Annotated in this window: 13 protein-coding genes and 1 pseudogene; 6 read left to right on the forward strand and 8 right to left on the reverse strand. The window is 73.1% G+C overall.

Annotated elements, in window-relative coordinates; genetic code table 11:
* The first annotated feature begins 84 nt into the window (after window positions 1–84).
* On the forward strand, window positions 85–333 hold the full coding sequence (locus BRM3_RS02900; RefSeq protein ID WP_263594607.1) for a hypothetical protein: 249 nt from the start codon (window positions 85–87) through the stop codon (window positions 331–333).
* Window positions 330–1,241 carry a hypothetical protein gene (locus BRM3_RS02905; protein ID WP_263594608.1) on the forward strand — a complete coding sequence of 304 codons (912 nt, stop codon included), beginning with the start codon at window positions 330–332 and terminating at the stop codon, window positions 1,239–1,241. Before BRM3_RS02900 ends, BRM3_RS02905 begins: the two co-directional genes overlap by 4 nt.
* A gap of 34 nt (window positions 1,242–1,275) precedes the next feature.
* Here the strand turns inward: BRM3_RS02905 and BRM3_RS02910 are convergent, their stop codons facing one another.
* From BRM3_RS02910 to BRM3_RS02915, 3 genes and pseudogenes are all read right to left on the reverse strand, one after another.
* Window positions 1,276–2,523, reverse strand: coding sequence for an alpha/beta hydrolase (locus BRM3_RS02910; RefSeq protein WP_318152433.1), 1,248 nt, complete (start codon window positions 2,521–2,523; stop codon window positions 1,276–1,278).
* 247 nt (window positions 2,524–2,770) lie between these two features.
* Window positions 2,771–3,829: pseudogene (locus BRM3_RS15105) on the reverse strand (MFS transporter); the annotation flags it as partial.
* A gap of 102 nt (window positions 3,830–3,931) precedes the next feature.
* On the reverse strand, window positions 3,932–4,129 hold the full coding sequence (locus BRM3_RS02915; protein ID WP_263594609.1) for a CsbD family protein: 198 nt from the start codon (window positions 4,127–4,129) through the stop codon (window positions 3,932–3,934).
* A gap of 51 nt (window positions 4,130–4,180) precedes the next feature.
* On the opposite strand from BRM3_RS02915, the gene BRM3_RS02920 reads away from it, so the two are divergent.
* Window positions 4,181–4,342, forward strand: a complete 162-nt coding sequence (locus BRM3_RS02920) for a hypothetical protein (protein WP_263594610.1) — start codon at window positions 4,181–4,183, stop codon at window positions 4,340–4,342.
* Window positions 4,343–4,408: 66 nt separating this feature from the next.
* Window positions 4,409–5,377, forward strand: a complete 969-nt coding sequence (locus tag BRM3_RS02925; protein WP_263594611.1) for a C40 family peptidase — start codon at window positions 4,409–4,411, stop codon at window positions 5,375–5,377.
* Between the two features lie 166 nt (window positions 5,378–5,543).
* On the opposite strand, the gene BRM3_RS02930 is transcribed toward BRM3_RS02925, so the two are convergent.
* Window positions 5,544–6,371, reverse strand: a complete 828-nt coding sequence (locus BRM3_RS02930) for a serine hydrolase (protein WP_263594612.1) — start codon at window positions 6,369–6,371, stop codon at window positions 5,544–5,546.
* 331 nt (window positions 6,372–6,702) lie between these two features.
* Between BRM3_RS02930 and BRM3_RS02935 the strand changes: the two genes are divergently transcribed.
* Both BRM3_RS02935 and BRM3_RS02940 read left to right on the forward strand, forming a co-directional pair.
* On the forward strand, window positions 6,703–6,876 hold the full coding sequence (locus tag BRM3_RS02935) for a hypothetical protein (protein WP_263594613.1): 174 nt from the start codon (window positions 6,703–6,705) through the stop codon (window positions 6,874–6,876).
* Between the two features lie 70 nt (window positions 6,877–6,946).
* Window positions 6,947–8,323: an NADP-dependent succinic semialdehyde dehydrogenase gene (locus tag BRM3_RS02940; RefSeq protein WP_263594614.1), complete on the forward strand. Its 1,377-nt coding sequence runs from the start codon at window positions 6,947–6,949 to the stop codon at window positions 8,321–8,323.
* Between the two features lie 492 nt (window positions 8,324–8,815).
* Here the strand turns inward: BRM3_RS02940 and BRM3_RS02945 are convergent, their stop codons facing one another.
* The 4 genes from BRM3_RS02945 to BRM3_RS02960 form a co-directional block, all read right to left on the reverse strand.
* Window positions 8,816–10,000 carry a M20 family metallopeptidase gene (locus tag BRM3_RS02945; protein WP_263594615.1) on the reverse strand — a complete coding sequence of 395 codons (1,185 nt, stop codon included), beginning with the start codon at window positions 9,998–10,000 and terminating at the stop codon, window positions 8,816–8,818.
* Entirely contained in the window at window positions 9,993–10,658 is a 666-nt protein-coding gene (locus BRM3_RS02950) for a DUF1028 domain-containing protein (protein WP_263594616.1), read from the reverse strand. The genes BRM3_RS02945 and BRM3_RS02950 overlap by 8 nt, the downstream gene beginning before the upstream one ends.
* Entirely contained in the window at window positions 10,655–11,089 is a 435-nt protein-coding gene (locus BRM3_RS02955; RefSeq protein WP_263594617.1) for a RidA family protein, read from the reverse strand. The genes BRM3_RS02950 and BRM3_RS02955 overlap by 4 nt, the downstream gene beginning before the upstream one ends.
* A 61-nt stretch (window positions 11,090–11,150) precedes the next feature.
* Window positions 11,151–12,533 carry a flavin-containing monooxygenase gene (locus BRM3_RS02960; RefSeq protein ID WP_263594618.1) on the reverse strand — a complete coding sequence of 461 codons (1,383 nt, stop codon included), beginning with the start codon at window positions 12,531–12,533 and terminating at the stop codon, window positions 11,151–11,153.
* Between the last annotated feature and the right edge of the window lie 93 nt (window positions 12,534–12,626).

The raw sequence follows: 12,626 nt of genomic DNA on the forward strand, positions 1-12,626 counted from the left end.
TGTCGTGCACGGGACGGAGGCGGCGACCGCCCAGCGGATACACTGCCCGCGACGACCGCCGGCCCGGCGACGGAGGAGGCCCCGATGGACGACGCGCTGTGGCAGCTGCCCCTGTCCGACGCCGCGCTCATCGCGATCTTCGCCGGCGTGGTCGTGCTCGTGACCGTGATCGCCGCGGTGTGGGCGGTCGCGGTGCCGGAGTCGGCGCCGCGCCCCGACCGCGACGCGACCGCCCGCATCGTCGAGCGGCGTCATGAGGACGCCACCCAGGTGGCCCATGTAATGGACGACGAGACGGGCCGCACCGACCCCGCCGTGGTGTGGACCCGGTGAGCGCCGTGCCCGCCCTCGACCGCCGGCGCGCCCTGTCCCGCGGTCGGCATGCGGTCTGGCCCGCGGCCCTCGCACTCGTCGTGGCCGTCGCGCTGCCGGCCTGCGAGCCGTCGCCCACGACCGACACGCCGTCGCCCACGACCGCTCCTGCCGCCGACGCCCCGCGCGACGTCCTGGCCGACCTCGACCGCTCCGTCTGGTCGGCCACCGACACGACCTCGCTGCTCGCGCTCGACATCGACTCCTCGGCCGTGGACACGGCGGCCTGGGACGCCGACGGCATCGACTCGAAGGCGATCGAGGCGACCCGCAGCGCGCTCGCCGACTACCTGTCCACCGCGATGTTCGACCCCGACGCGCTGCGCGAGACCGACGACGCCGACGACGAGCAGGCGATCATCGACGCCGCGCCCACGGTCTGGAAGGACAAGCTCAAAGAGCAGTGGTCGGCCGACAACCGCCGCTTCTACGCGATCGAGTTCGCGGAGCCCTACCGGGTGATCGGCGCGCCCCGCGGCGCCCTCACCTGGCGCCTGGCCGAGCTCGACGACGGGCACACGCTCACGCTCGGCGGCACCGTCGCATACTCCGTGATCGACACGCGGACGGGCGACACGGGGGCGTTCGCCGTGCGGGTCGGCATCGTCGCGACACCCGCGGCCGAGGGAGCGGACACGCCCTCGAAGGCGTCGATCCGCGTCACCCTCAACGGGCAGGACATCTGCCAGACCGACGCGGGGGACGGCACGATCGTGCCCGCCATCGGCACGGCCGACGATGCGCAGGCCGCGCAGAAGGCCGTCATGGACTCGGTGATCGCGAGCCCCGACGTGAGCGCCGACGCCCTCGCCCACGACGACTCGGACGAGCTAAGCGGCGACGTCTCGACCGCGGTCGTCTGCGACTGACCGCCTCGGGGTCGGGCGCCCGCGGCGGACCACGTCAGGCGCGCAGGCCGCACGCCTCGCGGACGAACGCGATCTGCCGTCGCAGCGCCCACTGCGCAGCGGGCCCGTCGCTCATGACGGCGTCGTCGTGCTGGCCGCCGGGCTGCTCGGTGAACGCGACCGGTACCCCGGCCGCACGCAGCGCCTCGGCGAGCGCGCGGGCATCTCCCAGCAGGATCTCCTCGGACCCCGCGAACAGGAGGACCGGCGGCAGCGCCTCGAACGAGGCGAAGCGGGGGCTCACGCGCGGGTCCGTGAGCGCGTAGCCGCCCGCGTACTCGTGCGCGCAGCGGGCGAGCGCCGGGGCCGACAGCACGCGGTCGCGGTCCTCGCGGGCGGCCACGAGCGGGTCCGCGAGGGTCAGGTCCGTCCACGGGGACAGCAGGATCACGCCCGCGGGCAGCGGGATCCCCTCGTCCCTCAGGGCGGCCAGGACGGCGAGCGCGAGACCGCCGCCGGAGCTGTCGCCGCTGAGCACCCAGCCGCCGTCGCGCACGTCGGCGCGCTCGCGCAGGTCACGGATCACGGCCAGCACGTCGTCGAGGGCGGCTGGGAAGGGCGACGTGGGCGGCATCCGGTAGTGGATCATCGCCGCGGCGGCGCCCGACCGGCGGCGCAGCTCCTCGAGCCAGCGCCAGTGCTCCGGCTGCTCCCCGGCGACGTGAGCGCCGCCGTGGAGGTGGATGACGGCAGCGGTCCGGGAGCGGGGCCGGTCGATCCAGGTGACGGGGACGCCCGGCACGGTCTCGCCGACCCCGCCGATCCGCTCGCGCGTGACGAGCGCGCGCGGCACGAGGCGCCGGGAGGGCTTGGTGGGCCGCTGGGTGCGGGTCATGAGCGCATGGAAGGCGGCGTCGGGCAACGACCCGAGCACGCGCATCGCGAGGCCGTCGCGGCGCCGGCTCCCGGAGGTGTCGGACGGAGGCGGCGTCGCCTCGGCGGTGCCGTGCAGGGCGAGGGAGTCGACCGCTGTGCGCGGCCCGGTGCTCGGTGCGTGGCTCATGGCCCGCATCCTTCCACGTTCCGCCTGGGGCCGTCCGGGACGGCGGCGGATCGCGCGAGGAGGGCGGGTCGGGGCGGCGCGGCGGCGGGTCAGCCCGCCGGAACGAGATCGAGATCGCCCTTTCGGGCGGAATCCGACGAGAATTCCGCCCGCAAGGACGATCTCGATCGGGCAGGTGCCCTTTCGCGCGCCCGAGACGACGATCTCGATCGGGTGGGTGCCCCTTCGCGCGCCCGGCATGGCGATCTCGCTCCGTGTCCTCCGGCGGCGTCCGGGGCCCCCGGACTCGGGCTCGCAGCTCGTCGTCGACGAGGTGCGGGCCGGCCGCTCGCCATCCGACCAGACCCATCGCGAGGCCCGCGGCGGCGAGCACGACGAGGATCATCGACCAGCCGCCGAGGATCTCGTGGAAGAGCCCGACCGCGAAGGGGCCGAGCGCGGCCAGGAAGTAGCCGACGGGCTGGACCATGCCCGACAGGCGCGCCGTGACGAGCGGGTCGTGGCTGCGGGAGGGGATGAGCGCGATCGCCGTCGCGAAGGTCCAGCCGCCGATGCCCAGCAGCACCGTCCACAGCAGCGGCGCGGCCGCCGGGGCCAGCAGCAGGCCTACGTATCCGGCGGCCGTGAGCAGGCCGAGCGCGAAGAGCACGGGCCCGAGGTTCCGCACGCGGGCGACGGCGAGCGGCATGAGGAGGCCGCCGATGATGCCGAAGCCCGAGATGAGCGCCGTGAGCGCACCGGCGGCGGTCGGCGCGAGGCCCGCGTCGGTGAGGATGCGGGGCAGCCATCCCATCTGCACGTAGGCGGTCATGGACTGCAGGCCGAAGGTGACCGTGAGCGCGATTGCCGTGGTCGAGCGCAGCAGGCTGCCGCGGAGGTGTCCCGCCGGGGAGAGCGGCGGGAAGTCGTGGCCGGTGCGCCGCCACACGACGAGCCAGACCACGACCGGCACGGCCGCCAGGGTCCCCCACACGAACAGCGAGCGTCGCCAGCCGTCGGGGGCGGACCCGGCCATCGGCACGGACAGCAGCGAGCCGGCGCCGCCGCCGGTCGCGAGCATGACGGTGTACACGGTCATGAGCTGGACCGCACGACGGCCGCCGTGGCGCTTGACCCAGGCGGGCACGAGGACGTTGCCGGTCGCAGGACCGATGAGGGCAAGGGCCGAGAGCACCACGAAGACGGGGAAGGAGCCCGCGAGGGGTCGCAGCAGCAGTCCGAGGGTCGTGACGGCGAAGGCCAGGACGATGGCGCCCGTGAGCCCGAGGCGACGCGCGATCGGCACCGCGAGCAGCCCGAGCACGCCGAAGCACAGGCCGGGCAGAGCGTTGACGACGCCGCCCGCGGTCTCGCCGAGGCCGAAGGCGGCGGTGATGCGGTCGATCAGGGGCCCGGGAGCGGCCGCTCCGAGGCGGAGGTTCATGGCCACCGTGAGCACGGCGACCGCCGCGAGCAGAGCGCCGACGGTGCCCGGGCGGACACAGCGAGGAGGGACCGGCTCGGAGGCGACGGCGTCGGGGGCGAAGGAGTCGGGGTCGACGCTCATCGTCCCGTTGTAGCACCCCGGAGACGACGAGCGCCCGCCCCGCGAGGATGCGGGACGGGCGCTCGGAGGACGACGGCGGCCCGGGGGTCGCCGTCGCGGCGATCACTCGCCGGTCAGGCCCTCCTTGAGGTTCTTGCCGGCATCCTTGACGTTCTCGCCGGCCTGCTTGGCGCCGGCCGACGCCTGGTCGCCGACGCCCTCGGCCTGGAGATCCTCGTTGTCGGTCTTGTCGCCGACGAACTCCTTGGCCTTGCCGCCGAGCTCCTGGGCCTTGTTCTGGATCTTGTCACCCGCATTCATGGGGATCCTCCTTCGAGTCGGTGGAAGCGCCATATGGCGCAGGACACATCGATGATAACCACGGGGTCCTGGGCGGCCCCGACCGCTCGGTCGCTCTGGCGAGGGTCCGCGGCCACGAGACCCGCCGTGCCGAGCGACCTCGTGCGCTCGTACGTCGAGGCCGGCATGCTCGGCCGCACGAGCGGTGAGGGCTTCTACGGCGACGACGACTGAGCGGCGGCGCGATACGGTGATCGTCCTCCGCCGGCCCCAGGAATCGTCCAGAGGAGATGACCCCCGGTGACCACTCCCGCTCTTCCCACCGCCCCCGTACCGGGTGCCGCGGCCGTCGTCGTCGTGGACGTCGCGACGCTCTGGAGCGAGCCCTCGGCCCCCCGCCCCGGCATCGACGACGCCGCGCTCACGCGCCCGACCGACCTCGACGCCTGGAACGCCGCCATGCCCGGGGACGAGGAGCGCGGCTGGCTGCTCCCCCATCTGGAGACGCAGGCCCTGTTCGGCACGCCCGTGCTCGTCGACGAGCTGCGCGAGGGGTGGGCGCGCGTGGTCGTGCCCTCGCAGCGGACCTCGCGGGACGAGCGCGGCTATCCCGGCTGGGTGCCCGCGGTGCAGCTCGTGACCGATCCCGGCTTCGTCCGCCTGGTCGAGTCGGCGCCCTCGCTGCACGTGACGGCCGACCGCGCCTGCCTGCGCGACGTCGAGGGAGCCCCCGGCCCCGTCCCGGCTCTCGTGCCCCTGAACACCGTGCTGCCCGTCGTCGGGCGTGAGCCGGAGGCGGTGCGCGTCGCTCTGCCCGGCGGGGGCACGGCCCTGCTCGCGGAGACTGATGCCGTGGCGCGCGAGAGCAGGGAGCAGGCCCCGATCGGGACCGCAGACGACGTGATCGCCACCGGCGAGCGCTTCCTCGGCCTGCGCTACCTGTGGGCGGGCATGAGCCCGTGGGGCTTCGACTGCTCAGGCTTCGCCTGGGCGATCCTCCTCCGCCACGGCGTGACGATCCCGCGGGACGCGGGCGATCAGCTGCGTCTGTCGGGGTTGCCGCGCATCGATCGCGAGGATCTGCGACGCGGCGACCTCGTGTTCTTCTCGGGCTCGTCGGGCGGCGACTCCATCCGGCACGTGGCCGTGTACGTGGGCGAGGGTCGGATCCTCCACTCCCCCAACTTCTCCCGGGACGTCACCGAGGAATCGCTCGCCGACTACGACGCGCGCGACGAGTACGCGGGAGCGGTGCGGCCGATCCCGTGAGGCACAGGGCCCGACGATCGGGCATACCTCGCGGGTCGAGGACCCGGTATGTGCCGGGTCTGCTGAGTATCGGCGCTCCGTGGACGGGCGAGCCGCGGCAGGACCTCGCTCGGCCGCAGAGCGCCGTCTTCTCGCAGGGAACACCTCGGTCGTCCCCGAGGCCAGCTCAGGCGGCCAGGTCCCCGAGCAGCTCGCGGGCGATCCGTCGGATCTCCTCGTCCGCCTCGAGCGGGGCGTATCCGCTGGTCATGACCGCGAGCACGCGCGCGTCCGGCAGCGTGGGGTCACCGATGAGGGCGACGTCGTGGCGATAGCCGTCGACCTCGCCGGACTTCGAGCCCACGACGATCCCCTCGCGCACGACCGTCGCGATCACCCGGATCCGCTGGGCGCGCAGCGCGCCGAGCGCGAGGGCCGTCGAGGCGCGCGACACGGCGTCACCGCTCACGATGGCCCGCATCGTGGTGGCGAGATCGGCGGCGGTCGTCTCGTTCGTCAGGCCACGCCCGATCGCGGACGGATCGCCGATCGCGCGTTCGATCCGGGTGTCCGTGAGCCCCAGGTCGCCGACCACGCGGGCGATCGCCTCGAGGCCGACGCGCGCGATCACGGCGTTCGTCGCCTCATTGCTCGACCGGTCGATCATGCGCACGAGCAGCTCGCGCATCTCGATCGGGGTGCCGTCGGGCGGATGGCTCGGGTCGAGATGGTCTCCCTCGAGGGCGAAGGGCGTGCCGTCGGCGCCGGTGAACGTCCGGCTGGCAGGCACTGTCGCGGCGAGGTCGAGCTCGCCATGGTCGGCGGCCCGGAGGGCGGCGAGCAGCACGCAGAGCTTGATCGTGCTGGCGGCGTAGAACCGGCGGTCCGGGTCCCGTTCGGCGAGCACCGAGCCGGCGGCGTCGAGCAGGCAGAAGGACAGCCGGTGGCCCTCGGTCGGCTCGGGCGGCGGCATGGTCGTGGGAGGGGGACGGCGCTCGGATCCTGCGGCGGGCATGCCTCGACCGTACCGGGCCGGGCCGGCGCGGGGTCTTCGTCCTCGTGTGCGCCGGCCGACTCGGCGTCCTAGCATCATCGGCATGCAGCCGCTGCCCCGCTTCTGGAGTCTTCCGGGTGTTGGTGACCGGGACCGGCGTCACCCCGGTGGAGGGGGACGCCGAGCGGATCCTCTCGGAGCTCGCCTCGGACCCGCTTTACGTGCGTCTGTGCGCGGCGCAGGGAACCTACCGGGCGCCCTTGACACCCAAGCCCTGGCGGATCGGGATACGGGGTCCCGCCTCCGCCCTGCGCTGGCCCGTCGAGGGTGGGTGCGAGAGACGCTACCTGGCGTGGTCGAGGAGTACTCCCGTCGCAGCGGGCCGTGGGCGATGTGTCGTCGCGAGGCGTGGAACGGGCTCGAGCCGAGCGCGGCCGAGCGCCTCGTCCTCGAGCTGTACGACCGCGTGACCGGTACGGACTCGGTGCCGCGCTCGCCTGAGAACGGCCATCGCGCGGAGTCCTAGGGTGGAGGGCACAAGCACCGCGTGCGCACGGCGGCCCGCCGCGCGCACCTCGCGAGAACGGAGGCACCCCATGGCCATCGCCACCATCAACCCCGCCACCGGAAAGACCGAGAAGACGTTCGATCCGCATGACAGCGCCGAGGTCGAGCGCCGCATCGCCCAGGCCCACGCGGCCGCCCATACGCTGCGCGGCACCGCCTTCGACGAACGCGCCGGATGGGCCCGTGCGACCGCCGACGTGCTCGACGCCGACACCGACATCCTCGCCGCCGTCATGACCACGGAGATGGGCAAGCCGATCGCGCAGTCGCGCGCCGAGGTCGGCAAGTGCGCCGCGGCGCTGCGGTTCTACGCCGACAACGCCGAGCGCTTCCTGGCCGACGAGCCCCTCGAGGACCCGTCCGCGGTCGGGGCCACACGGGCCTGGGCCCGCTACCAGCCGCTCGGCACGATCCTCGCGGTCATGCCGTGGAACTTCCCGCTCTGGCAGGTGATCCGCTTCGCCGCGCCGGCGCTCATGGCGGGCAACACGGGGGTGCTCAAGCACGCCTCGAACGTGCCGCAGACCGCCCTGTACCTCGACGGGCTGTTCGAGCGCGGAGGCTTCCCCGCCGGCTCGTTCCGCACCCTCCTGATCGGCTCGGACCGGATCGAGGCGGTGATCGACGATCCGCGGATCGCGGCCGTGACCCTCACCGGCTCCGAGCCAGCCGGCCAGGCGGTTGCCGCACAGGCGGCGCACCGGATCAAGAAGTCGGTCCTCGAGCTCGGGGGCTCCGACCCCTACATCGTGATGCCGAGTGCCGATCTCGACGAGGCCGTCTCCACCGCGGTGACCGCCCGCACCCAGAACAACGGGCAGTCGTGCATCGCCGCCAAGCGGTTCATCGTGCACACGGACGTGTACGACGAGTTCGCCGAGAAGTTCGTCGCGGCCATGGGCCGGCTCACCGTGGGCGACCCGATGGACGAGTCCGTCGACGTGGGCCCGCTCGCCATGGAGGGCGGCCGCGACGACCTGATCGAGCTCGTCGACGATGCCCGTGAGGCCGGGGCCTCGATCCTGCTGGGCGGCGAGGCGCCGGAGGGGCCGGGCTGGTTCTACCCGGTCACGGTGATCGCCGACCTGCCCGACTCCGCCCGGCTGGTGCGCGAGGAGAGCTTCGGCCCCGTCGCCTCGCTCTACCGGGTCGCTGATCGGGAGGAGGCCGTGCACGTCGCGAACCAGACGCCGTTCGGGCTGTCCTCCTCGGCGTGGACCACGGACCCCGAGGAGCAGGAGTTCTTCGCCGATCGTCTGCAGGCCGGCGGCGTGTTCCTCAACTGGATGACCGCGTCGTCGCCGCAGCTGCCGTTCGGCGGCATCAAGCGCTCGGGCTACGGCCGTGAGCTCTCGGCCGCGGGCATCCGCGAGTTCTGCAACCTCAAGACGGTGTGGGTGGCCTGAGGGCCGGAGCGCGGCATGCGGCCCGAGGCAGAGCACGGGGTTCACGGCCAGAGGCGGAGCACCGGTCACCGGGCCCGAGGTAGGGCACCGGGTACGTAACCGTGCGCGTGGCGCTGGGTGCCGGGAGACCGGTGCCGCGGCGGACCCCGCACTTCGGTGCACGTGAGAGCCGCAGCCCTCGAGAATCGAAGGGCTGCGGCTCTCACGTACAGATCTGTGCAGGCGCTGAGCCACTCTGGGCAGGAGCCGCCGAGCCAGGTCGCGCCGTCGCGCCAGGCCGCGCCGTCGCGCCCGGCACCACACCCGCGCGGCAACGCCGCCCATGGGCGGCGCGGCAACACCGATGTGACGCCGAGAGCCGCAGCCCTCGAGAATCGGAGGGCTGCGGCTCTCGGCGTCACATCCGTGCACGGCGTTTCAGAACGACGCGCCGCCAGACCGGAAAGATTCAGCTCTCGCGTCCAGCGCGCTCAGCCCGCGCGTCCTCCAGACTCAGCTCTCGCGCCGCCAGTCCTCGGCGACGTCGATCGCCGTCCAGGCCAGTGCCGTCGCACCATCGCTCAGCGTCCGCTCCGCAATCGGGCCGACGCAGTGGTCCGCGAACTCGCGCTGGTGGTTGAGCACGGGGAAGCTGCCGACCCCGATGTACGGGTGGATCGCACGGACCACCTGGGAGACGTTGCCCATGTCCGTCGAGGCCGTGCACATCGCGGTCTCGGGCCCGTCGGTGACGAGGGTGCGGCCGAGGGCGGCGGCGTTGAGCTCGTAGGCGGCGAGCGCCGCCTCGTCCGTGCGGAGATCCGAGTAGGGCTGGGACTCCGGCTCCAGGGCGAGCTCGCAGCCCGTGGCGAGGGCGCCGGCCTCGAAGCAGTGCCGCACCTTCTCCTCCGTCTCGGCGAGCTCTGCCATGCTCGACGCCCTCACGTACCAGCGCCCGGTCGTGACCTCCGGGATGGCGTTGGGCGCCTCGCCCCCGGAGGTCATGACGCCGTGCACGCGCACGGTGGGCGGGAGCTGCTGGCGCAGCATCCCGATGGCGACCTGCGCGATCGTGAACGCGTCGGCGGCATTGCGGCCGTGCGTGGGGTAGGCGGCGGCGTGCGCCGCCTTGCCGGTGAAGCGGATCGCCGAGTGCGACACGGCGAAGGGGCGTGCGCGGGCGACGTCGACGGGCGCGGGATGCGCCATCATCGCGAGGTCGAGGCCCTCGAAGGCACCGCGATCGAGCATCTCGATCTTGCCTCCCCCGCCCTCCTCGGCGGGCGTGCCGAACACCTCCACTGTGAGGTCGAGCTCGTCGGCGACCGCGGCGGTCGCGATCGCGGCCCCCGCCGACATCGCCGCGATGAGGTTGTGGCCGCACGCGTGCCCGATGCCGGGGAGCGCGTCGTACTCGGCCATGAACGCGACGCGGCGATGCCCGGTGCCGCGTGTCGCATGGAACGCCGTGGGAAGATCGGCGACGCCGCGCACGACCGCGAAGCCGTGCCGCTCGAGCAGGGCGGCCACCGCCGCGCTCGAGCGGACCTCGTGCCATGCCGTCTCCGGGTCGCCGTACAGGCTCTCCGAGAGCTCGACCAGTTCGGCGCGGGCGCCGGCGACCGCATCTCGGGCGCGCTCCTTGAGCGATCCGAGCGGGCCCGAGGGGGCTCCCGCCTCCGTGCTCGGCTCACTCATCTCCCGGCACCCCGTAGGACGGCGAGGTGCTCGGGTCGATCCCGCGCGTGACGTAGTCGCCACGCTGGGGCAGCCACACCTCGAGGAGTGCACCGAGGTCTGCGAGCGGGTTCTCGCTCCAGTCGACGCGCAGGTCGGTCTCGTTCCATCCGGCGTCCCGCGCGACGGCGAGACCAGCCGAGTGGATGTCCCCCGCCTCTCCTCCGGCGTCGAGGCCGGCCGACATCGCGGCGAGCAGACGCTCCTCGAGGTCGCCCCGCGACGTCTCGAAGGCCTCGAGGACGGCGTCGACGACCCCGGTGTGCGCGAGCAGGTTCCCCGCCGCGACGGCGTCGGCGCCGAGGCGTGTGTGATGGGTACCGAGGGTGTGCGAGCCCGAGTGAACCGCGGGCTCACCGCTCGTGCCGATCACGGCCACCTGGCGGTAGTCCATCGTGGCGTCCTCGGCGCGCAGGGCGTCGAGCGCCTCGGATGCGGACTCCCCGACAGCCAGCCGATCGAGCAGGAGGCCGCCGAAGCGCGGATCGGTGATGTTCTGCGAGGCCACTCCGCCGACACCGCCGCGAAGATGCAGACAGCGCGCGGCGACCGCGGGGGACGAGGAGGCGACGGCCATGCCGATGCCGGACTCGTCACGGGCCAGGATGGAGAAGGTCACGCGTGCTCCCCCTCGTCTGCCCTCTCGCCCAGAACGGCCGTCGCGTCGATCTCGACGAGCCACTCGGGCCGCGCGAGCGCCTCGACGACGAGCCCGGTGGAGACGGGGAAGACGCCCGCGAGCCAGCGGCCCATCACGCGGTACACCGTCTCCCGGTAGCGGATGTCGGTCAGATAGACGACGACCTTGACGATGTCCTCGAGCTCGCCGCCGGCTTCCTCGAGCAGCATCGCGATGTTGGCCATGGCCTTCTCGGCCTGTGCCTCGACGTCGCCGATGCCGACGCTCTCGCGGGTCTCGAGGTCTTGACCGATCTGCCCACGCAGGTACACCACGCCGCCCGCGACGACGGCCTGGCACAGGTCGTTGTCGAGATTCTGCTCGGGGTAGGTGTCCTTGGTGTTGAACGGACGGATCCTCGTGTGCTTCATGGATGTGCTCCTCGTCGGCGATGGTTTGGTGTGGCAGGCGGTGCAGGAACGGTCGGGGCGATCAGGGTGACGGCACCGCCTCGTCCTCGGGGGCGGCAGCGGCGAGGTCGTCACTACCGCTCACCGCATCGGCGTCGGCTGCCGGCGCGGTACGGGCGTCGCGCTCGGCCGCGGCGGCCTCGGCCGTGAGCGTCGCCCCCGTGGGCTGGTAGGCGCGATAAGACCGCTGGATCACGATGTGGTCGCGCAGGAACTTCGCGTCGTGCCACACGCCCCAGATGAAGCTCGAGCCGCGCCGCGACTGCCAGGGCAGCCCGAGGAAGAAGATCCCTGGCTCGGTCGAGATGCCCCGCTGGTGAGCGGGCCGGCCCCGTTCATCGAAGGCATCGACCTTCAGCCAGTCGTAGTCGAGCGCGAAGCCCGTGGCCCAGATGATGGACGTGACTCCTGCCTCGGCGAGATCGAGCTCGGCGAGAGGGTGGGCGAGGCAGTCGGGATCCGGGCCGATCCCGTGCGCCTCGGGCTCCTCGGGCAGGTCCAGGCCGTTGCGAGCGATGTACTCGTCGGCCTCGCGCAGCAGGCCCAGGTAGTTCTCGTCGCCGAGCTCGATGTTCTCGCGCAGGTCGGGGGCGAAGCGCATCCTGCCGTCGGCGAAGGATGACGCGCGGCCGGTCAGGTGCACTCCGCTCTCGGCGAGCCGGCGGAAGTCGACGGTGGCGCCACCATGGGCCCCGCTGACCGCGATCGTCACGTGCTCGGCGCCCTGGGGCGGCGTGGCAGCCTCCCACTTGTTGAGCACCCCGAGCCACCACACGAAGTCGCGGCCGCGGTAACGGCGCGGGGGACGATCATGGGCGCCGACGGCCAGGTACGTGGGACGGCCCGAGCGACGGAGCTCGTCGGCGATCTGGACGCCGGACGACCCGGCGCCCACGACAAGGACGCCACCGGCGGGCAGCTGGTCGGGACGGTGGTAGGAGCTGGAATGCAGCTGGTGGATCCCGGCGGTCTCCGGGACGACCGGTGGGATGACCGGCTTCTGGAACGGGCCGGTGGCGGCGACGACGTAGCGGGCGTCGATGGTGCCCGTCGAGGTCTCCACATGGAAGCCGGGCCGTCCGTCGTCCTTGATCACCGAGAGGACCTCGACACCCGTCTCGATGGGGGCTCCGATCCGCTCGGCGTAGGCGGCGAGGTACGCGGCCACCTGCTCCTTGGTGGGGAACGCGTCAGGGTCGACGTCGAACTCCTGGTGCGGGAACCGGTCGTGCCAGGCGGGGCCGTTGGCCACGAGGGAGTCCCAGCGCATCGAGCGCCAGCGCTCGGCCACCCGGTCGCGCTCGAGCACGAGGTGCTCGATTCCGGCGTCCCCGAGATGCTCGCTCATGGCGATCCCGGCCTGACCGGCTCCGATCACGAGGACCTCGGTCTCACGGTGGGTCATGCGTGCCTCCCTCTCCAAGCGGGCCGCCCCGATCGCAAGCCGTACGGCCCGCGCTGACGCGGGTCGTGGTCGCCGGGGCGGAGATTGGCTCAC

The sequence above is a fragment of the Brachybacterium huguangmaarense genome (assembly GCF_025725725.1).
Lineage (GTDB): Bacteria > Actinomycetota > Actinomycetes > Actinomycetales > Dermabacteraceae > Brachybacterium > Brachybacterium huguangmaarense.

What these genes read in the sequence shown, in the direction of transcription:
- BRM3_RS02960 (WP_263594618.1), bottom strand. Translation starts at nt 12,533, where the DNA reads ATGACCCACCGTGAGACCGAGGTCCTCGTGATCGGAGCCGGTCAGGCC.
- BRM3_RS02955 (WP_263594617.1), bottom strand. Translation starts at nt 11,089, where the DNA reads ATGAAGCACACGAGGATCCGTCCGTTCAACACCAAGGACACCTACCCC.
- BRM3_RS02920 (WP_263594610.1), top strand. Translation starts at nt 4,181, where the DNA reads ATGATAACCACGGGGTCCTGGGCGGCCCCGACCGCTCGGTCGCTCTGG.
- BRM3_RS02910 (WP_318152433.1), bottom strand. Translation starts at nt 2,523, where the DNA reads ATGCCGGGCGCGCGAAGGGGCACCCACCCGATCGAGATCGTCGTCTCG.
- BRM3_RS02930 (WP_263594612.1), bottom strand. Translation starts at nt 6,371, where the DNA reads ATGCCCGCCGCAGGATCCGAGCGCCGTCCCCCTCCCACGACCATGCCG.
- BRM3_RS02940 (WP_263594614.1), top strand. Translation starts at nt 6,947, where the DNA reads ATGGCCATCGCCACCATCAACCCCGCCACCGGAAAGACCGAGAAGACG.
- BRM3_RS02945 (WP_263594615.1), bottom strand. Translation starts at nt 10,000, where the DNA reads ATGAGTGAGCCGAGCACGGAGGCGGGAGCCCCCTCGGGCCCGCTCGGA.
- BRM3_RS02915 (WP_263594609.1), bottom strand. Translation starts at nt 4,129, where the DNA reads ATGAATGCGGGTGACAAGATCCAGAACAAGGCCCAGGAGCTCGGCGGC.
- BRM3_RS02900 (WP_263594607.1), top strand. Translation starts at nt 85, where the DNA reads ATGGACGACGCGCTGTGGCAGCTGCCCCTGTCCGACGCCGCGCTCATC.